This is a genomic window from Flavobacterium melibiosi, assembly GCF_048158545.1.
GTDB classification, from domain to species: domain Bacteria; phylum Bacteroidota; class Bacteroidia; order Flavobacteriales; family Flavobacteriaceae; genus Flavobacterium; species Flavobacterium melibiosi.
This window is the reverse complement of sequence record NZ_JBLNKU010000003.1, coordinates 86,906-107,749: the sequence shown is the minus strand read 5'-3', so window position 1 is coordinate 107,749 and position 20,844 is coordinate 86,906. Positions and strand designations below refer to the sequence as shown.

Below are 20,844 nucleotides of genomic sequence, written 5' to 3'. Positions count from 1 at the left end.
TTTAATTAAATAGACTTTTTTCAATTCCCATTTCTAATCCACGTAATTCAGCAAGACCGCGTAAACGTCCGATTGCAGAGTAGCCTGGATTTGTTTTTTTATTTAAATCATCCAACATCTGATGGCCATGATCTGGTCGCATTGGGATGATTCTTTTCGTTTCTTTTTGTTTTTTTAGAATAGATTTTACCACTTCATACATATCTACATCACCTTCTAAATGATTTGCTTCATAGAAATTTCCTTCAGCGTCACGTTGGGTACTTCTAAGATGAATAAAATTCATTTTATCCCCATGACGATCTACAATACCTGGCAAATCATTTTTAGCAATAACTCCGTAAGAACCCGTACACATACAAAATCCATTTGATGGTGAATCAATTGCATTTAGTAATTGTATTAAATCTGCTTCGGTACTTACCACACGAGGCAAACCTAAAATTGGATAAGGAGGATCATCAGGATGAATAGCCATTAAAACGCCTGCACTCTCGGCTACTGGAATGATTTCACGCAAGAAATAATATAAATTTTCTTTCAATTTATTGGCATCAATACCATCATACCCTTGTAGTACTTTTAAGAAATCTTCAACAGTATAGGATTCTTCTGCACCTGGCAAACCAGCAATAATGTTTTGTTGCAATTTTACTTTATCAGCATCGGTTAACTTTTCAAAAGTAGCTTTCGATTTTACTTGCTGTGCTTCAGAATAAGTAGTTTCTGCTCCAGGTCTTTTTAAAATAAACAATTCAAAAGCAGCAAATTCATTGATATCAAAACGCAAGGCTTTTGACCCATCAGGCATTTCATAAGACAAATCGGTTCTGGACCAATCTAAAACGGGCATAAAATTATAACAAACTATATTAATTCCACATACCGCTAAGTTTTTAATACTTTGCTTGTAGTTTTCTATATATTTCAAATAATCACCCGATTGTTTTTTGATATCCTCGTGAACTGGAATGCTTTCTACAACTGAAAAAGTTAATCCTGCAGCTTCCACTTCATTTTTTCTCTTCATGATTTCATCCACTTCCCACACTTGTCCATTTTTAATATGGTGTAAGGCAGTAACAATTCCGGTTGCACCGGCTTGTCTAGCGTCAGATAATTTCACAGGATCATTTGGTCCGTACCATCTCCATGTTTGTTCCATTTGCTTATATTTTATATATTATTATTATTTACTTTATTTATATACTTGACACCCCAAATCCACCATCTACATTTACGCTAATACCCGTAACAAATTTAGAAGCATCACTGCACAGCCAAATTAACGTTCCGCTTAAATCGTCTGGTACACCAAATCGTCGCATTGGAGTTTGATCAATAATTTTCTCTCCTCTAGGTGTCAAACTTCCGTCTGATTCTAATAACAGCGCTCTATTTTGTTCTCCAATAAAAAATCCCGGAGCAATGGCATTAACACGTATTCCTTCTCCAAATTTAGTTGCCATTTCCACAGCCATCCATTTAGTGAAATTATCGACAGCAGCTTTTGATGCGGAATATCCCACAACACGGGTCAAAGGACGTTGTGCCGAAGCTGAAGATATATTGATTATTACTCCTTGTTTTTGTTTAGCAAAAACTTCTGAATAAACTTGTGTGGGTAACATTGTACCAATAATATTTAGGTTCAATACCTTTTGTAAATCTGCCGTTAGCATATCATAAATCGCCTTGTCTGGAGCAATAGTCGCGCCCGGCATATTTCCTCCTGCAGCGTTAATTAAAATATCAAGGCGTCCGTATTTTTCTATAATAAAATCTCTTACTGCTTCAAGGGAATCCTTGTCTAATACATTGGCTACTACAGAAAAAGCTTGCCCTCCATTAGCGTTAATTTTATTCACTACAAGATCTGCTTCTGCCATGGACAATCCCATTATCCCAGTAATTACGCCAGATTGTGCCAAAACTTCACCCATATGACCTCCTAAAACCCCTGCTCCTCCTGTTATTAAAGCGACTTTTCCTTTTAAATTAAATAGATCATTCATGTTTATATTATTTATTGATTTTTTATAGATTGAATTAAACTCAAAACTGCGGTGGTATTATTTTCGATAGATTGATATTCCTTTTGATCCATCACTATTTTACTGATCAGTTTACTACCCATGCCCACCGCACAAACTCCTGCCTCATACCAAGCTTCAATACTTTCTCTAGTAGCATCAACTCCGCCTGTAGGCATGAATAAAAGATTTGGAAAAATATCTTTGATACTATTCAAAAATGCTATTCCAAGTATGTTGCCGGGAAATAATTTAATGAATCGTATTCCTGCATTTTCAGCTGCAATTATATCCGAAGGTGTCATACAACCTGGCCCATAAAAAATATCTTTACTTAGCGTATAGCTTGCAATTTCGGGAACAAAACCGGGGCTTATTATAAAATCAGCTCCTGCTTGAAGATATTCTTTAGCTTGGTTTAAATTTTTGATTGTACCAATACCAATTAACAATCCGGGCATTTCTAAATTTCTTAATTTAACAAGTGCTTTAAAGTTATTTAAGGCTGTATCGCCTCTGTGCGTATATTCGACCGCTTTTATTCCTGCTTTATAGATCGCTTTAAGCACTTCAATACTTATTGTTTCATCTGCATTAAAATACAAAGGCAATATTCCCTGTTGAATAATGGTATCTGTTACTTGTTGGATATTTTTCATTTACTTATGTTTATATCTTAATTTTTATTACTAATTTTTTAATTTCTCCGACTCCAATCATGGGAGCGTGAACATCCTCCGGAAAAAAAATGACAAATTGACCTTTTGCTAATTCGAAAAACATATCGGGTGCATCACTAAAAAATCGTACCTCTTTTTCCGGATTATAATCGCCATTAGGTATTACACATTTCTGTCTGGGCTTCCAGCCAAAAGTTTCTTTCCCTTTGATTCAGTACTGAATATCAATATTCTTATCATGACATTCAAACTTTGACAAACTAATTTCTTTTGATACCCCTTGGAATGTTACCACAAAAGCCTTTAAATTTTCAAAAGTGCCAACAGTACCATCTTCCGCTTTTTCAAGATTACTGTGGCTCATTATAAATTCAAATGCTTCTTTAAAATAAGGATTTATGCTAAAATATTTTGAAGCATTTTCTAGAGAATTTATAATCATAAATGTATTTTTTTATCGTTGAACCCTAACACTTCCTTCACCTTTCATTAACTCTAACACTTCATTTAAAGACGCGTGATTAAGATCCCCGGGAATAGTGTGTTTAATTACGCTGGCAGCAACTGCAAACTCAGCAGTATCCTGCGTTGACATACCTGTTACCATACCATAAATTAAACCGCTTGCAAAAGAGTCTCCTGTACCGACACGATCAACAATTCTGACATCATATTTCTTGGTCACGTGAAATTCAGTGCCATCATAAACCAAAGCACTAAAACTATTATCACTCGCGCTATGGCTTTCTCGTAATGAGGTGGCTATAAATTTGAATCCAAACTTTTCTTTCATTTGTTTGAAAATATCCTTAAAACCGGCAATAGTTATTCTACCATCTATGACATCGTTTTCTTTTGGTTCAAAACCCAAAGTGGTATCAGCTCCAATACAAACATCCACATATTGGCAAATTCTTCCCAATACCTCAGCAGCTTTTTCTTTACTCCATATTTTTTTTCTATAATTAATATCGATGCTGGTAGTAATCCCCTTTGCTTTTGCAGCTTTCAAAACCGATTCAGTTAATGCGGCGGCCTGATCACTCAAGGCTGGAGTAATTCCACTAGTATGAAACCATTGGGCACCTTCTAAAACGGCATCAATATCAAACTCCTCTATATTAAAATCAACAATGGAAGATCCTGCTCTGTCATAAATAACCTGCGAGGCTCGCAAAGATGCACCTGGTTCCAAAAAATAAATTCCCAAACGATTTCCTCCTTTAACTATAAATTGAGTATCTACACCAAAACGACGCAAATGATTAATTGCCGATTGACCAATAGCGTTATCAGGCACTTTTGTAATAAAAGTCCCTTGCAATCCATAATTACACATAGCAGCTGCAACATTCGCTTCTGCTCCACCATAAGTGGCATCAAATGTTTCAGACTGAACAAAACGTTTATGATCTTGTGTTGACAATCTCAACATAATTTCACCTAGAGTTACCACTTTCTTACTCATTATATTTAATTTTTTTATTTGATCTGCAAAGCGATTATTTTAAACTGTATTTAAACTATAGCGAATAAAAACTACAGAAAGAGTCAAAACGTGTTCGCGCACGTTTTTTTTTATATATTTGTCTATTCTTTATAAAAAAAATGCAAATTTATTTTCATAAAACTATTCTTTCTTAAATCAATATCAAGAAACAAGAAATCAATTCGTGTACGTACACGGAATATGACAAATATATAATAAAATTTCAATCATGCAAAAAAAATATCCTATTATGTTAAAGAAATTCTAATGCCAACAATTATTCATAATTAAAAAGAATCATTTTTTTTGATTATCTGTCATACATTTAAGACTTTTGTAAATTAAAAAAAAACATTATTTTTGATTTCACTTATGAAAAGTGAAATTTTATCATAACCTTAAACTAAACGATTATTATTACAATTAAAAAAATTGCTCAGCTTGCTGCTGTTTCTGAGGGAACAGTAGATAGGATTATACATAATCGAGGACAAGTTACGCAAGAGAACATTGATAAAGTTAATGCCATTATAAAAGAACATGGTTATAAAAAAAATATTTTTGCCAGCAATCTCGCCTTTAACAAAAAGTTTAAATTTGCAGTTTTCTTACCTAAAAATGAAGGACTTGAATATTGGGAAATCCCAATTAACGGTATTGAAAGAGCAGAAGATGAATTTCAAAAATTTGGAGTTACTTTAGATTATTATTTTTACAAATACAACTCAAATTCATTCAAAAAAATAGCTTCAAAATTATTAGAGCAAAAATATGACGGTATTTTATTTGCTCCTATCTTTCATGAGGAATCAATTTTATTTTTAAATCAATGTAAAAAGAAAAATATTCCGGTAGTCATGATTGACTCTAATATAAAAGAAGTTGACAGTTTTGCCTATATAGGTCAAGATGCTTTTCAAAGCGGATATCTCGCAGGAAGACTCGTTTGTTATAATTCAGCTTCAGAAAATAACGTTTTGATAATAAAAATCACTCGCGAAATAGAAAGCACCTCCGTATACCTGCAACGAATTAAGGGATTCTATTCTTTTTTTGAAGATCATAAAGAATTTGCAAACTTTAAGTTTTCAGAAATCAGATTGAAAGACTCCGGTCAAAAACAACTAAACGTAAAAATGTTTGAAGGAATTGATACAATTTTTATTCCAAATTCAAGATCATATATTGTTGCTGAATTTTTGAGCAAAAACAACCTAAAAAACATCGTATTAGTTGGTTACGATTTATTAGAGGAAAATGTAAAATATCTGAAAGAGGGAGTTATTAATTTTTTAATAAATCAAAAACCAGAGCAACAAGGTTATTTGGCTGTTGAATATTTATATAAAAAAATTATACTCAAAGAAAATGTTCAAAATACGCATTACATGCCTTTGGAAATTATCATAAAAGAAAATTATTAAAACTCGCGAAATTTTTACTTGTTGTGAAATATAGTAGTAGCTGTCTTAAATATCAGAGATTCGTAAAGAAAAGCTTATCTTAAGTATAGCAAAAAAATTACACCAAATATTAAGAATAGAGCCTATTGCCTTTTTTTGTGGAAAAACATCATCGATGCATTTATTAAAACATTTTACACTAAACTTTAAATTGATGCTAAAGGAAGAATAGAAATTCGATAACTGGCTGTCGGAAAAAGCAATCTTGGAATTAAAAAATTCTGTTTGAGAAAAAATACTGTTACTTAATAATAAACAACTACCATAAAGAATTATCTTAGTAGTGATTTGATCAACACCATTTTTTTACTTACATACATCTACAATGGATTTCAATGTCCATAAATTTAATACTTGGACAATACCTATTTGCGGACTCAAAACTATGTGCATTTTGAAATAAATACATTAGTACCGCATCGAAGCTGATTGTATCAAAAAATAAAAGATAGCATACCAAGTCGTTAACCGAAAGGAGGTAAGACTTTACAACAAATAGCCGAAAACTTAAATCAATTACACTATTCTGCCAGAAATATGTAAGACATTCAATGCTACCCAAGTAGTACTGCCACCTAAAAAATACGTTTTAATTTTAGAATAGAAAGTCGCTATTAATCTTATAATTCGAGTATATTTGTAGTCGATTTTGATTTTCAATAGCAGCAGTGTTCTTTGGATTATTTGACTAAAATCATCCGTAAAATCACCCCTGATATTTTACAAACAAATCTTAAATAATTTATTTAAAGATATTTAAACATAAATAAAGAACAAATATTAAGTTATGGTTTATAAATTTAGAGTAATTCTAGACGCAGAAGATGATGTTTTTAGAGACATTGCAATACTTGAAGACGATACTTTAGAAGATTTACACAATGCTATCTTTAATTCCTTTGGTTTTGACGGAATGGAAGTAGCTTCATTTTATACTTGTGATGAAACATGGAATCAGGAAGACGAAATTTCGCTTTTTGATACCGGAGATATTCCAGGGGAACAAAAAGTAATGAGCGATTATCAATTATCGGATATTTTAGATAAGCAAAATACCAAGATTATATATGTGTATGATTTCATCAATATGTGGACTTTCCTTGTAGAATTAGCTGCTATTGAAGACCAAGTTCTTGGAAATTTATATCCAGAAACGATATTTTCTCACGGTGAAATGCCTGATGAAGCTATGGAAAAAAACTTTGAATCAGATAATGCCGATGACTATAATGATGAATTTGAAGATGGATTGGACGAAGATGATTTAGACATGTTTGAAGGAGATGATAGTTTTGAAGACTATGGGTTTGAGGAGAATTGGAATTAAATAACTAAGCGAATAAGCATCAAGAGCCAAGATGAAAGACTTAAAAATTGTCATTTATCTTGGCTCTCTCATCTAATATATAAAATACAAAATATGATCAATTTATATAATACCCATATCGAGAACTTATCAATTCACAGAGTTGGTAATAAAAGTAGAAACGAAGCTATTTTTTTATCAGAGCAACCTTTTAATCTGAACGATGAGATTGTACCTTTGATGAAAGAATTTTTCTTTAAACCATTTAGAGAAAAAGAAGAAAACTATTTTCAGTTTGCTCATGAAATTGATTTGGATTACAATGATATGTTTAAGTTTGCAACAGAGATTTTTGAAAATCCAAGTATCATTCATGAAGCTTCTAAAAAAATCACAAAACACTTATTTGAGCAATCCAATCATCCTCACATCAAGAATGGAGAAGTATATGTTACGTATTTAACAAACGTTAGTATTGATAATAATGTGGTAGATGCTATAGGGATATTTAAGAGTGAGATACAAGCTGACTTTTTACAATTTGAGGAAAAGGAAACACACTTGGAAATGATTTTGCAACAAGGTGTAAGTTTAAATAAATTAGACAAAGGCTGCTTAATCTTTAATTATAAAAAAGAAGAAGGTTATAAAATCCTAACAGTGGACAGCAACCGTTACGATGCAAGATATTGGCTGGAACATTTTCTTTCAGTAGATGCTTTTGAGGATGAAAATTTCATTACCAAAAAATATTTGAAATTCTGTCAGAACTTCGCCAAAGACGTTGTTTTCCCGGCAGAAGATAAAAAAGAAGAAGTAATGTTCATGAACCGCTCTGTGAACTATTTTGCTAAAAACGATCAGTTTGAAGAGACTAATTTCTTGAACGAAGTTTTAGATAATCCGGATTTGATTCCAGAATTTAAAAACTACAAAATAGACAAAGGGGAAAAATACAGTATTGAGGATGTAACCTCATTTCCTATTGCTAATGCAGCGGTTTCTGATGCTAGAAAATCAATCAAAAACGTAATCAATTTGGATACACACATTCAAATTAAAATGGACTTCATCAATCCTGAAAGTGCCGAGAAATTTGTAGAAAAAGGTTGGGACGAAGAAAAACAAATGTATTACTACTTAGTTTATTTCAATAAAGAAGAAAAAAGCTAGTTTATAATTTTTACACATCTAAATTTTCAATCCTCAATTACTTAAGTAGTTGAGGATTTTTTTTGCACTTATAACACTTTATCATAGAGGTTTATAAAATACTTTATTTTTTTATAAGAATTTTATTGTTTTTATTAACTTAAAATGTATTTCATCGATTTTATTTGATGTTTAAGCGATTATTAATTAACTTTAATCCCCTTTAATCCCCAAATCTAAATAACCAAATAGTATGAATACAATCAAAGAAAAATTTCTAAGTAAAAAAATTCTGTGTTCACTATTTGGTCATAAAATAATTACAACCCGAAATGTCACAAATCATTTCAAGGAATTTAAATGCACTGTTTGTCAACTTGAATTAACTAACGATGAAAAAGGCAGGAAAACATTTCTTACGCCAGAACTAAAAGAAATAAATGAAACCCTCATAGGCTTTTACAACAAAAGAATTCATTCGATATAAAATTATCCTCTGATTTATTACAATTCATTTGATTCCTAAATAACCAATTATTATTTTTTAAGCCTAACCTTTAAAAACGTAAAACATGCTAATCCTACTATTAATAAAGTCAATCCTGATATTGAGACAAAAAAATAATCAAAAAAAACTGCTACGATACAATAGCATTTCCATTAGATAATTTTCATAAACTGTTCAAAAAAAAACTCTCATTTAGCTTCAAAAAAATTGATTTTCTAAATTTGAATCATACTAATTCTTTAAAAAAAGAACCTGAAATTTGTCTATCCAATTTCGTTTATTAGTAATTTTGTATTCTAAATAAACTATCAGATGGATCATCATTTGTTTAAAGAAAGCCCGTTCAAAACTCTAATTTCATTCCATAAACTCATTGAAGCTTTAGAGAAAATCGCAACTACTAATGTCGATTATCGCTCCAATTATGCCAAAGCATTATTAAAAGAAATAGAACCTTTCCCCGAATTCAGAACCGGAATCGAGGATTTGAATTTAATTTCTGAAAACGAAACTCTGATAAACTATCTATTAGCTGATCTTTTCCCTACCGCACTGACTCAAAACGAAATTAAAGCGGCTACCATTCCTTTTCAGAACTTTACATTCAATTACTCCGAAAGATTCAAAAAAATACTTCAAAATGCCGGAAGAACATTTGACATGACAATCAGGGATTTTGATGAAAATCAATTCTATATTATGAATTGCATTTTGATTTTGAATACCATTTATGGTCAACATTTTGATTTCAACAGACCTTTATTTTACGATATCCCAGATGCAAATGGTATCATGAAGCATTACAGAATTCTATACAATGCTGATTTTATGGAAATTATCCCTACTGACAAAGCGATAAAATTATCTCCAGAAGATATTGATTTATTGATGGATAATTATGATAATATCGATTTGTGGAAAGAAAAATTTCCTTCTGAAAGCTGGATTTTAAAAGGCTTCGGTATCGTATCTTTATTTGATGCTTCCATTGAAAGTGCGGTTTCAAACTTGAAAAGCAATCTTTTAAAATCAGAAAAACATCAGACGGATAATAGTAATAATTTTGAAACTATTTTTCGTTCTATTTTTAAAATCCCTGATTTGAAAGTTGGTTTTATCATTTATAATGAAGAAGATGAAAAGTTTGTAAAGCCTCCCTATGATGATAAAAAAATAGACAGTTTTATTCTACACGATATGCAAGAAGTCGATTGTAAAAATGCGCTTTTTGGTTGCTCATTGGAAAATATTTTGGAACAAAATAAACCGTTTGTAATTTCAAACGTTGAAAAATTTGCCAAAATATCAGAAAATGAAAAACTGGGAGAACATTTTTTAAAACTCAATATTAAAAGCTGTATTCTTGCTCCGGTGATAAAAAACGGCAAACTTTTGGGCATTATAGAATTAGTTTCGGCAAAACCAAGAGAACTTAACAGCATTAATGTAAACAATCTGGATTTGATTTTACCTTACGTGGTAGACACATTGGAGCGTTACAAAAATGATATGCAACACCAAATAGAAGCTATCATTCAAAGAGAATATACAGCCATTCACCCAAGTGTTTATTGGAAATTCAGAAGAGAGGCGCTTAAATATTTCCAGACTAATAATCCAAATAAAGACTATATTTTCAAGGAAATCGTATTCAAGGAAGTGTACCCTTTGTATGGGCAAATAGACATTAAAGGTTCCTCAAATCATAGAAATGAAACGGTAAAAGAAGATTTAAAAAATCAACTCGCATCGCTTATTCAAATCTTTGAAAATCAAAATTCAAATACTAATTTGGTTTTATTGGAACAACGAAAATTTGAATTGCAATCATTATACGATCAACTGGAATTTCCTTTAAAAGCTGATACTGAACAACAAATTCAGCTTTATATAGAAAAAGAGATTCATCCTATTTTAAGGAATACAAAAACAAACGAGCTAGGTGAAACACTAGAGCATAATTACTTTGAAAGTTTAGATGAAAAAACAGGAATGTTTTACCATGCGAGAAAGAAATTTGATAATGCCATGTCTATTGTCAATAAAAAACTAGCTTCAATTCTTGATAAAAAACAAGTTGAAGCACAAAATATTTTTCCGCATTATTATGAACGTTTCAAAACCGACGGTGTGGAACACAATCTTTATATAGGTTCATCAATTACGCCAAACAAAGATTTTGACAGTATGTATCTTCATAATTTGAGATTATGGCAATTGCAAACGCTATGCGAAATGGAATTGGAACACCATCAACTTAAATCTTCATTGCCTTATGAACTTGATGTAACTTCATTGATTTTAGTGTTTAGTTCCGCTATTTCTATCCGATTTAGAATGGATGAAAAACGTTTTGATGTTGACGGTACTTACAATGCCCGTTACGAGGTAGTAAAAAAACGCATCGACAAAGCCAATATCAAAGGAACAAAAGAAAGAATTACCGAAAAAGAAAAAATTACAATTGTCTATTCCCACAATAATGAGGAAACAGAATATTTGAATTATATCAAATTTTTACAATTCAAAAAAGTATTGGAACCAACCATCGAACAATTTGAAGTGGAAGAATTACAAGGAGTTTCTGGCTTAAGAGCAATCAGGGTAAAAGTAATTAATGATAATAAGGAACAAACTCCAAAAAACTTTTCTTACCAAGATTTACTGGACGAATTGAATTAAGAACCAACCATTTTAAAAGCAATTACAAAAGCAATTACTGAGATTATAATTCCTATCATGAAAAAATTATAGGCAACTCTTAACAAACGGTATTTTTTCTCGAGAACCAATCCCAGAAAATATAAATCCTTAATCATGGAGTTATAAAGGTATTCCCTGTCTTTCATCATTTCGTTCATAGCCCATTGGTATTCCTCCAAAGGCATTTTATAGAAGTTTCCGAAGAAGAGTAAATTCACTTTTTTAGCTTCAATATCTTGTCGCGTAAAAACACCTTTGGTCACTTTTGGTCGTGTAGAAAGTATTGCAAAAATAATAGTAATCACACTAGACATCAGCATGATAAAAGTAGGAACCATGAGATGAACATTTTTTGGGCTGTCTAATTTCGGAATTAAAGTAGAAAGTGCTATCGAAATAATAATAGCATTTACTGATAGTAAAATATTGGCTTTACTGTCTGCAATACCACTTAAACTGGTATGATTATTTAATGTTACCCTAAATAAAGTATCAACAGCTCGCTCGGGTTTTTCTTCTTTTTCTCTTTTTTTATATTCTACTTCCGGTTCGTTGTTCGTTTTCAAGTTCATTTTTTTTATTTTTTTCTGAAGACGTTTTATATTTTTCTGCTTCAAAGGTTGCCAATTTTCTAAAGCATAATCCGTATAAAATCGATGAATATTAGCTAGAAAATTGAAGTTTTCTACAACCCAATCCTTATCTGTAAAAGATTTTCCTTCTATATTTTTCCATTCATTTCTTAAACCTTCACAGCTAAAAATATAATCATCACTCAAAATATGATAATAATCCGCATCTTTTATTATTTTTTCAAAAAATGTTTGGGGAACATATTCCTTTTCAGTGGCTTTTATTAATGTTGCCACTTTCTCAATATAGTCCGGAGATTTTCCTATTTCGGTTAGGAAATCAGAAGCGATTACAATACTTGAATCTTCATGATTCGTGCAACCGTTTACATATCCTGTGTCATGAAACCATGCGGCAACAACTACAACCTCTTTATCAGAGGCAGTTATATTTTCACTATCCGCAAGTGTTACAACAGCATTAACTACATCACGGGTGTGATTAAAATTATGGTAAGTATATGAATGAGAAAGTTTATCTTTGAGTAATTTACTAACAAAATTTTCTACTTGTTCAATAAGGTTCATACAGAAATTTTTACACTACTAAAATATGAAATTGTTTTCGGATAATCGTTTTATAACTTCAAATAAAGCAGTTTTTATATTATTTGCTTCGGGATTCATTTTTCAATCGTGTGCAACACATCACGCACAATTTGGTAAAAAAATCAAAAATCCGGTAATACAAAACGGAACAGATAGCTCAAAAATTGCACATACTTTTTATTTAATTGGTGATGCAGGGAATGCAAATGAAAAAAGCGCACAGCAAACCATTGGTTTACTGAAAAATCAATTAGAAAAAGCAAACAAAAATGCAACTCTTTTATTTCTTGGCGATAATATTTATCCAAAAGGATTACCCAATACTGACCATCCAAATGAGCGAATTATTGCCGAAAGTAAGCTTACAAATCAACTAAAGTTATCGAAGAACTTCAAGGGTCAGACTATTTTCATTCCTGGAAACCACGATTGGTACAGTGGAATAAAGGGTTTAGAACGTCAGGCAAAATTTGTAACCGAATATTTAAATGATAAAAAATCATTCTTACCAAGAAAAGGCTGTGGGATTGATGATTTAGAAATCAATAAAAATCTGACGCTGATAACTATAGACAGTCAATGGTTTCTGGAAGACTGGGACAATAGTCCAACCATCAACGATGATTGCACAATAAAATCAAGAGAAGCTTTTTTTAATGAATTAGAAAGTATATTAAACAAAAATCAGGAGAAAACAGTAATTCTGGCGCTGCATCATCCGTTAATGAGCAACGGAACGCACGGCGGCCAGTTTTCTTTAGAAAAACAGCTATTCCCATTAGAGCAAAAGATTCCGCTGCCTGTATTAGGCACTGCAATTAATCTAATTAGAAAAACATCTGGAATAAGTCCGCAAGACATTCAAAATAAATACTATACTCTTTTTATAAAACGAGTAAAAACACTGTTGCAGAGTCAGGATAATGTCATTGTCGTTTCTGGCCATGACCATAATTTGCAATACATTGAAAAAGACAACATCAAGCAAATAGTAAGTGGTGCAGGTTCAAAATCAGAGGCCGCGAAAGCCGTTTTTCCAAATGATTTCTCCTATGGAGGAAATGGTTATGCTGCATTATCAGTTTATGAAAATGGAGCGGCAAAACTTTCTTTTTACGGGAAAGAAAACAACAAAGAAAAACTGATTTTTGAACGATTCATACATGATTCGAAAGACGATTTTAGCACTAAAAACTTCCCAACTTCATTTCCAAAAACTACGGTAGCCTCTATCTATTCAAAGAAACAAACCAAAAAAAGTATATTTTATAAATTCTTCTTTGGACAGCACTATCGAAAATATTACAGTTTACCAATAGAAGTGAAAACAACAACTATTGACACCCTTTTTGGAGGCTTAAAACCGAAACGTGCCGGAGGTGGGCATCAGTCTAAATCATTACAACTCTTTGACAAAAATGGGAAGGAATATGTAATGCGTGCCTTGAAAAAAAGTGCCACACGTTTTCTACAATCGGTGGCCTTCAAAGACCAGTTTATCTTAAACGAATTTGAAGATACGTACGCTGAAGATCTCTTGTCTGATTTTTACACGACCGCACATCCTTACGCTCCTTCAGCAGTGGGGAATTTAGCCGAAAAAATTGGCGTAGCGCATACCAATCCAGTATTATATTATATTCCAAAACATAAAGCTTTAAAAGATTTTAATGTCAATTTTGGCAATGAATTATACATTGTTGAAGAACGCCCTACCGACAGCCAGATAGGGGTCAAGAGCTTTGGTTATCCAACAGCGATTATCAGTACAGAAGATTTAATGAAGAACCTCCACAAAGATGAAAAATATTCAGTTGATGAAAGCGCCTACATCAAAGCCCGATTATTTGACATGCTTATTGGAGATTGGGACAGGCATCAAGATCAGTGGCGTTGGGGCGAATATAAAGTAGATGGGGAAATTATTTACAAACCTATTCCACGCGATAGAGATCAGGCATTTACCAAATACGATGGGGCTTTATTTTTTGTTTTGATGAAAAAAGCACAATTGCGACACATGCAATCTTTCAAAGACAAAATTAAAAATGTTAAATGGCTGAACCGTGAGCCATACCCGTTAGATCTTGCTTTTATAAAGACAGCAGATCAGAATGAATGGATAAAACAGGCCAAATACATTCAGGAAAACCTTTCGGATTCGGATATCGACGGTGCCTTTAACAATTTGCCAGCAGCCATTCAGGATGAAACAATCAAAGACATCAAACGCAAATTGAAAGTTAGAAAAAATCAACTGCATCGCTATGCTACAGCATATTACAACGTATTACAAAAAACAGTTTTGATTGTTGGAACCGATAAAAAAGATAAATTTATAATCCAACAGAAAGCAAAAAATAAACTTGAAATCGAAGTATATCGATTAAAAAATGAAGGTGAAGAATTACTTTACACCAAAAATTTTATTGCTGGAAAAACAAAAAAAATATGGGTTTATGGATTAGATGATGATGATGTTTTTGAAGTAAAAGGAACATCAAAATCAAGGATTAACATCCGATTGATTGGAGGCCAAAACAACGATTCTTATTTAGTTGAAAACGGAAAAAAAATAAAAATTCATGATTTTAAATCAAAATCGAATACATATACTTTAGATTCTAAAAGCAAAGTTTTATTATCAGATGACTATGAAACCAATCATTATGATTATGAAAAACCTAAGTACAATTCATTTTCAGCACTTCCAAATATAGGTTTTAATCCTGATGATGGTGTGAAATTTGGTATTGTAAGCGGCTATATTGTTAATGATTTTAAATTAAATCCATACACGCAAAGACACGTTTTAAAAGCCAATTATTTTTTTGCAACCAATGGATATGAACTGGTTTACGATGCTCATTTTCCGAAATTATTTGGCAAATGGGATTTGGATTTAGAAAGCCAATTCACGAGTCCAAATTTCACCATTAATTATTTTGGTTATGGAAATGAGACCGTAAATTATGACGAAACTTTTGGAATGGATTTCAATCGTGTGCGCATCCGAATGTTGAAAGTTTTGCCATCTATCAAAAAAGTGGGGAAATACGGAAGTGAAATCCAGTTTCAAACCAGTTTTGAAAGAATTACCGTTGAAGAAACGAGGGATCGCTTTGTAGGCATTCCCGGAAATATAAATCCTGCTGTTTTTCAAAACCAGCAATTTGCCGGAGCAACATTAAAATACAGTTTTGAGAATTATGATATTCCATCATTTCCTTCCATGGGAATGGGATTTTCTGTTGCTGGAAGTTGGAAAATGAATTTGGAAGATACCAAAAGAAATTTCCCAACATTAGAAAGCAAACTAAATTTTAATCATAAAATTGATGCTCATGGAAAATTCGTTTTGGCTACAATTTTGAAAGCAAAAATACTATTGAATGACAATTTTTATTTTTATCAAGGTGCGACTTTGGGAGGCGATTATGATCTGAGAGGCTTCAGGAATGAACGTTTTTTAGGAAATCAGTCATTCTATCAAAGCAGTGATTTACGATGGAATTTAGGAAAAATAAAAAGAAGTATTATACCGATGTCCTATGGAATCTTAGCCGGTTTTGATTACGGTAGAGTTTGGCAAAAAGGAGAAGATTCGGATAAATGGCATCAATCCTTTGGCGGTGGATTGTGGATCAACGGGCTGAATGCACTTACGGCCAGAATTACCTATTTTAAAGCTGCAAATGAAGAAGCCCGAATTGCTTTTGGTTTAGGATTTGGATTTTAGTTTTTTAATACTGACCTCATAAACCTTCCCTCCCACACTTTTAGTTTTTTCATCGGCCATAAAAAGTCTGTCATTATCAATAAAAGAAGCCGCTTCTTTTTGGGAAAAATGATTTAATTCGAGGGTAGTTTTTGTTCCTTTCAGAAAATTATCACCTTTGAAACTTTCGAATAAAAAAACTTTATCATGGGTCAAAACAGCAACTTTGGACTCATCGGGACTTATCGTTGCGGCCGTAATTGCACAGTGATTGTAATTGTCACAGGTTTTAAACTCACCCATTAAAACTGCTTGGTGAAAACCTGGCGTATTTGGAATTTTATATACAAACGCAGTACCATCAAATCCCTTACTTCGGTTTTTGATGAAGAGATAGAAGTTATTTTTGAATTCGAAAAAACCTTCGACATCATAGAACATTTCTGTTTTTTTAGGAGGAAAATCTTTTTGTTCCGGATACGCAAATGAAATTTTATAAGCTGGAATTGCACTTTCAGCAGCTAAGGAATTTTTATCGATTTTATAAATACTTAAATCCTTTCTTTCATTATCATTGTTACCAAAATCTCCAATATATAGATTTCCATCTTTATCTTTTGTGATATCTTCCCAATCAATATTCTCTGTATTTTCGATAGTTATCGTTTTTTCAATTTTACCGTTTTCAAAATTCAGTCCATAAATTTCATTCGCATTACCACTGTCTTCCAATGCCCAAAGCAAATTATCCTGGGAAGAATAAATAATTCCCGAAACTTCCTTTAACTTTTTAGGCAAAGAATGTACAGTTGATATTGAATCCGAATTTTGCTGACAAGCAAATAAAACAAATACGACTAATAGTGAAATACAATTTTTCATACTCAAGGCAGTGTAAATAGTAGTTTTATAAAAGACTAAAATCCAGTATTAAATAAATTAGTGTTTTTGAAGTTTCTGGTTATAAATTCAAAAGCTGCACTCATTACATTTCCCATAGATTTTGCTTTTTTAAAATTCAAATCATTAGTATAACTATACAATTCTAATTTCAATTGATTCAAATGTTCATCAGTAGAAATAACGTCAGAACCCATAATTTGCAATAATCTTTTGATACGATTTTCGGCAGAATGAATTCTTTTGGCTAAAACGGCTCTTTCTTCATCTTTGTACTGTTCTATCGAACTGGTTTGAAGTTTTTCCTTAACTAATTTTACCATTGGATAATTCTCCTTGAAAAACTGAGGACGGTAGACTTTAAAATTTCCTTCGAAGCATTGTTGGTCAAAATCAATTGCTCGGATTCTATAAACCACCTGATCAAAATCGTGAATGGGAACAATTACATAATTATACGAACGCATATCTCCTAATAATCGAATCATACAACGCTCATTAAACTTGACAAATTCTTTTGCAATTTGTGATTTTTCGGTTTCGGTACAATCGGCCAGAAGCGTTTTTATAAAAACATCTCCGGCAATTCCCATGATGTGTTCTTCAATTAAAGTGTCTTTATATACTAAAAAATTTATTTTATCCGGGGATAAAATGTGTTCCAATTCTAATCCGTAAACACGAGAAGCATCCGCTTTCTTGATATAAAAATGGGTGTAATTATCATTTAGGATGTTTCGAACTTTTATTCGAAATGGTTTCGAGTTTCCAAAAGTGCAATAATCGATTGAATCCACATTCAGAAATTTAATAATTCCAAGGTTACCATCGGAATGTAAAAGAGAATAGATTTTCATCAAAGTCAAATCGATTTCTTTTCGTTCAAATTCATTATAATAAACCCGAATCCATAAGGTATCCTGATCGTTTTTATCATACACATTTATAGACCCAGAAAAACGTAACAAATCATCGTAAAAAATTGGCACTTTGGAGATTCGGTCAAATCGTTCCAAATAATCCAAGAGTGAATTGTTTATTGGATAAGTAGGTTTTTTAAAAAGCATTATTGGTTCACTCATTGGAAAATATATTTAATGCAAAATTACAACAAATTAGAACTCAAAAACATCAAAAAAATACGTACTTATTCAACTCCTGTTAAATCATGATTTTCATTACCATCAATCTGATTCTAAAGCCAATCCTTATATAAATTAGGATATACTAATTACAAAAAAGCACTCTGAATAATTGGCAGATTAATTATTAAAAAAATAAAAGAGAGTATGCTTTTCAGTATTAAAGTATAACCATTTAAATTTTAGAAGATTAGAAAAAATATGATTTAAGAAATTTCAAACACCATGTCATTTTATGTTAAAAAAAGTCCAAACCAGACATATTTAATATATATTTGATTACCCCCTCAATAGATTAAACTAATACCTACTATGACAAATAAGCCTGAGCTGTATATAAAAGCTGCACAATCGGCAAAGATTGGTGTTTGGAAATTGAATTTGCTAACCAATCAAGTCTATTGGGATTCAGTCACAAAAGATATTCTTGAAGTAACTCAAGATTTTATTCCTATAAATGGAAATGGAATTAATTTCTATACTGAAGGTAAAAATAGAGATAAAATAAAATTCCTGATTGAAAAAGCAATTAATGATGGAATTTCTTTTGAAGACAAATTTCAAATCATTACTGCGAAAAACAATATCAAATATATAGAATGTATTTGTCAAGTTGAATCTATAGACGGAAAAGCAACTCAATTATTAGGCACTTTTCAGGACATAACCAAAGAGCAAAATTTAATCAACGAACTTCAATTAAACGTTGAAAAATTCTCTTCTATTTTCTCAAGTGCTAATGATGCAATTATTATTATTGACACTTCTAATGGAATCATAACGGATTGCAACTCAAGAACTACATCCCTTACCGGTTACAAATATCCTGAATTAAGAGGTACGCACAATTCTGAATTATTCCCTTTAGAATACAGAAAACAAGTCCGAATTTTTCTAGCTTATAATTTAACAAAGGATGATTATGGTGTAAATGAGACCTTTATAAAATCTAAATCAGGAGAGTCAATACCTGTAGAAATAGCTTCCGGTAAAACATTTCAAGTGAATGAAATTACTTATTTAGTATGTTTCATCAGAGATATTAGCGAAAGAAAAAATATTGAACAAAAACTGAAATTGTTATCTCTCGCTGCATCAGAAACTACGGATACTATCGTAATTGCGAATCCAAATGGTAAGGCAATATGGGCAAATCAGGCTTATCTAGATCTGACAGGATTAGATATGACGGAGATTATAGGTCAAAGACCCGGATATTTATCCAAAGGCCCCGAAACAGATATACAAGCTACAGCAATAATGCGAGAAGCAATTCGGAATAAAGAAAGTATCAAAATTATTATTCTGAATTACAATAAGAAAAAAGAGAAATACTGGTTTGAATTGAATATCACCACTGTTTTTGATAGTCAAAACAATTTTATAAATTTTGTTGGTGTGGGTCGGGATGTTACACTTAGAATCGAAAAAGAGATAGAACTTAAGCATCTATTAGAAGTTACCAGTCAACAAAATAATAAGCTTTATAACTTTACACATATTGTTTCCCATAATATTCGTTCACACACCAGTAATTTAGCAATGGTTGTAGATGTAATTGAAAACACCGAAGATATTACCGAGAAGCTTTCTTATTTTGATTTATTTAAAGAAGGAACCGAAAAATTATCAGAAACAATTGAATATTTAAATGAAATCATAACGATTCAGCAGAAAACAAATATTGAAAAGACCCAGATTTATTTAAAGAACGAAATCGAAAAAACAAAAAAGGCATTAAGTCTGGCTATTAAAGAAAGTAGGATAACGATAACTCATACAATCCCCGAAGAGTTAACAGTCAACGCAATCCCCGCCTACTTAGATAGTATTTTACTTAATCTATTTACAAATGCTATAAAATACAAATGTCCTCACCGTAAAGCTATTTTAGAAATCGGTTATGAAATTGACGAAAACTACACCATTATAACATTCAGGGATAACGGATTAGGTTTGAATTTAAAAAAAAATGGTCATAAAATTTTTGGCATGTACAAAACGTTTCATGGCAATGAAGATGCCAAAGGAATTGGATTATTTATAACAAAAAACCAACTGGAGGCCATGGATGGAAAAATTGAAGTAGAAAGTGAAATAGGTTTCGGTTCCATTTTTAAAGTGTATTTAAATGAAAAATAAATTAACTTATATTATTGATGACGATAAGATGTCCGTCAAATTAATGAGTATTCTTATCTCAAAAAACAAGTTTTGTGAGGAAGTACATTCTTTTTATAACGGTCAATTTGCTTTAGATAAATTAAAACAAAATTGTATTGAAAATAAAAATCTACCAGATGCAATTTTACTTGATTTAAACATGCCCGTAATGGATGGGTGGCAATTCCTGGATGAATTCGTTCTGTTGCCAATAAAAAAAGAAATTTCAATTTTTATTATCACATCTTCCATCGATCCCTTTGACATTGAAATGGCTAAAAAATACAGCGTAGTAAAAGACTATATTATGAAGCCTATTACTGCTGAAAAATTAAATGCACTTTGCATATTAATTGGCGAAATAAACTAATTCCAGTTTAATAGTAACAAATCCTTACCTTGTTCG

At 31.7% G+C, this 20,844-nt stretch carries 15 protein-coding genes and 1 pseudogene; 8 read left to right on the top strand and 8 right to left on the bottom strand.

Annotated features, from left to right (window positions below):
- Position 1: 1 nt before the first annotated feature.
- The 5 genes and pseudogenes from uxuA to ACM55F_RS04430 all read right to left on the bottom strand — a co-directional run bounded on the left by uxuA (position 2) and on the right by ACM55F_RS04430 (position 4,181).
- Positions 2-1,165 (bottom strand): mannonate dehydratase, encoded by a 1,164-nt coding sequence (uxuA, locus tag ACM55F_RS04450; RefSeq protein ID WP_416852513.1) that lies wholly within the window; start codon positions 1,163-1,165, stop codon positions 2-4.
- A gap of 37 nt (positions 1,166-1,202) precedes the next feature.
- Positions 1,203-2,015, bottom strand: coding sequence for an SDR family oxidoreductase (locus ACM55F_RS04445; RefSeq protein WP_416852512.1), 813 nt, complete (start codon positions 2,013-2,015; stop codon positions 1,203-1,205).
- Positions 2,016-2,026: 11 nt separating this feature from the next.
- The gene (locus ACM55F_RS04440) at positions 2,027-2,692 is read right to left on the bottom strand and encodes a beta/alpha barrel domain-containing protein (RefSeq protein WP_416852511.1); all 666 of its coding nucleotides are present in this window, start codon (positions 2,690-2,692) and stop codon (positions 2,027-2,029) included.
- Positions 2,693-2,702: 10 nt separating this feature from the next.
- Positions 2,703-3,155, bottom strand: a pseudogene (locus ACM55F_RS04435) (NanQ anomerase/TabA/YiaL family protein).
- 12 nt (positions 3,156-3,167) lie between these two features.
- Entirely contained in the window at positions 3,168-4,181 is a 1,014-nt protein-coding gene (locus ACM55F_RS04430) for a PfkB family carbohydrate kinase (RefSeq protein ID WP_416852509.1), read from the bottom strand.
- 431 nt (positions 4,182-4,612) lie between these two features.
- Here ACM55F_RS04430 and ACM55F_RS04425 point away from each other — a divergent pair, with 431 nt between their 5' ends.
- The 5 genes from ACM55F_RS04425 (at position 4,613) to ACM55F_RS04405 (ending at position 11,313) form a co-directional block, all read left to right on the top strand.
- Positions 4,613-5,626 (top strand): substrate-binding domain-containing protein, encoded by a 1,014-nt coding sequence (locus tag ACM55F_RS04425; RefSeq protein ID WP_416852798.1) that lies wholly within the window; start codon positions 4,613-4,615, stop codon positions 5,624-5,626.
- Positions 5,627-6,452: 826 nt separating this feature from the next.
- On the top strand, positions 6,453-6,992 hold the full coding sequence (locus tag ACM55F_RS04420; protein ID WP_416835315.1) for an IS1096 element passenger TnpR family protein: 540 nt from the start codon (positions 6,453-6,455) through the stop codon (positions 6,990-6,992).
- A 93-nt stretch (positions 6,993-7,085) separates the two neighbouring features.
- Positions 7,086-8,144, top strand: a complete 1,059-nt coding sequence (locus tag ACM55F_RS04415; protein ID WP_416852508.1) for a nucleoid-associated protein — start codon at positions 7,086-7,088, stop codon at positions 8,142-8,144.
- A gap of 232 nt (positions 8,145-8,376) precedes the next feature.
- Positions 8,377-8,610: a DUF1660 family phage protein gene (locus ACM55F_RS04410; RefSeq protein ID WP_416852507.1), complete on the top strand. Its 234-nt coding sequence runs from the start codon at positions 8,377-8,379 to the stop codon at positions 8,608-8,610.
- A 333-nt stretch (positions 8,611-8,943) separates the two neighbouring features.
- Entirely contained in the window at positions 8,944-11,313 is a 2,370-nt protein-coding gene (locus ACM55F_RS04405) for a GAF domain-containing protein (RefSeq protein ID WP_416852506.1), read from the top strand.
- On the opposite strand, the gene ACM55F_RS04400 is transcribed toward ACM55F_RS04405, so the two are convergent.
- Positions 11,310-12,494 carry a Pycsar system effector family protein gene (locus ACM55F_RS04400; RefSeq protein ID WP_416852505.1) on the bottom strand — a complete coding sequence of 395 codons (1,185 nt, stop codon included), beginning with the start codon at positions 12,492-12,494 and terminating at the stop codon, positions 11,310-11,312. The two genes, ACM55F_RS04405 and ACM55F_RS04400, sit on opposite strands and share 4 nt — an antisense overlap.
- A gap of 25 nt (positions 12,495-12,519) precedes the next feature.
- On the opposite strand from ACM55F_RS04400, the gene ACM55F_RS04395 reads away from it, so the two are divergent.
- A complete protein-coding gene (locus ACM55F_RS04395) occupies positions 12,520-16,254 on the top strand; it encodes a metallophosphoesterase (RefSeq protein WP_416852504.1) in 3,735 nt (1,244 codons plus the stop codon).
- Here ACM55F_RS04395 and ACM55F_RS04390 read toward each other — a convergent pair.
- Together ACM55F_RS04390 and ACM55F_RS04385 are read right to left on the bottom strand one after the other, a co-directional pair.
- Positions 16,237-17,115 (bottom strand): hypothetical protein, encoded by an 879-nt coding sequence (locus ACM55F_RS04390; RefSeq protein WP_416852503.1) that lies wholly within the window; start codon positions 17,113-17,115, stop codon positions 16,237-16,239. The genes ACM55F_RS04395 and ACM55F_RS04390 overlap by 18 nt on opposite strands.
- Positions 17,116-17,150: 35 nt before the next feature.
- Positions 17,151-18,215 carry a hypothetical protein gene (locus ACM55F_RS04385; protein WP_416852502.1) on the bottom strand — a complete coding sequence of 355 codons (1,065 nt, stop codon included), beginning with the start codon at positions 18,213-18,215 and terminating at the stop codon, positions 17,151-17,153.
- Between the two features lie 372 nt (positions 18,216-18,587).
- Here ACM55F_RS04385 and ACM55F_RS04380 point away from each other — a divergent pair, with 372 nt between their 5' ends.
- Positions 18,588-20,417, top strand: coding sequence for a PAS domain-containing sensor histidine kinase (locus ACM55F_RS04380; protein ID WP_416852501.1), 1,830 nt, complete (start codon positions 18,588-18,590; stop codon positions 20,415-20,417).
- Positions 20,407-20,808: a response regulator gene (locus tag ACM55F_RS04375; RefSeq protein ID WP_416852500.1), complete on the top strand. Its 402-nt coding sequence runs from the start codon at positions 20,407-20,409 to the stop codon at positions 20,806-20,808. Before ACM55F_RS04380 ends, ACM55F_RS04375 begins: the two co-directional genes overlap by 11 nt.
- Positions 20,809-20,844 lie beyond the last annotated feature (36 nt).

Bases quoted from the DNA above. Each gene is read 5' to 3' on its own strand.
- ACM55F_RS04385 (WP_416852502.1), bottom strand. From the start codon at position 18,215: ATGAGTGAACCAATAATGCTTTTTAAAAAACCTACTTATCCAATAAAC.
- ACM55F_RS04440 (WP_416852511.1), bottom strand. From the start codon at position 2,692: ATGAAAAATATCCAACAAGTAACAGATACCATTATTCAACAGGGAATA.
- ACM55F_RS04390 (WP_416852503.1), bottom strand. From the start codon at position 17,115: ATGAAAAATTGTATTTCACTATTAGTCGTATTTGTTTTATTTGCTTGT.
- uxuA (WP_416852513.1), bottom strand. From the start codon at position 1,165: ATGGAACAAACATGGAGATGGTACGGACCAAATGATCCTGTGAAATTA.
- ACM55F_RS04420 (WP_416835315.1), top strand. From the start codon at position 6,453: ATGGTTTATAAATTTAGAGTAATTCTAGACGCAGAAGATGATGTTTTT.
- ACM55F_RS04445 (WP_416852512.1), bottom strand. From the start codon at position 2,015: ATGAATGATCTATTTAATTTAAAAGGAAAAGTCGCTTTAATAACAGGA.
- ACM55F_RS04410 (WP_416852507.1), top strand. From the start codon at position 8,377: ATGAATACAATCAAAGAAAAATTTCTAAGTAAAAAAATTCTGTGTTCA.
- ACM55F_RS04400 (WP_416852505.1), bottom strand. From the start codon at position 12,494: ATGAACCTTATTGAACAAGTAGAAAATTTTGTTAGTAAATTACTCAAA.
- ACM55F_RS04380 (WP_416852501.1), top strand. From the start codon at position 18,588: ATGACAAATAAGCCTGAGCTGTATATAAAAGCTGCACAATCGGCAAAG.
- ACM55F_RS04430 (WP_416852509.1), bottom strand. From the start codon at position 4,181: ATGAGTAAGAAAGTGGTAACTCTAGGTGAAATTATGTTGAGATTGTCA.
- ACM55F_RS04375 (WP_416852500.1), top strand. From the start codon at position 20,407: ATGAAAAATAAATTAACTTATATTATTGATGACGATAAGATGTCCGTC.
- ACM55F_RS04405 (WP_416852506.1), top strand. From the start codon at position 8,944: ATGGATCATCATTTGTTTAAAGAAAGCCCGTTCAAAACTCTAATTTCA.
- ACM55F_RS04395 (WP_416852504.1), top strand. From the start codon at position 12,520: ATGAAATTGTTTTCGGATAATCGTTTTATAACTTCAAATAAAGCAGTT.
- ACM55F_RS04415 (WP_416852508.1), top strand. From the start codon at position 7,086: ATGATCAATTTATATAATACCCATATCGAGAACTTATCAATTCACAGA.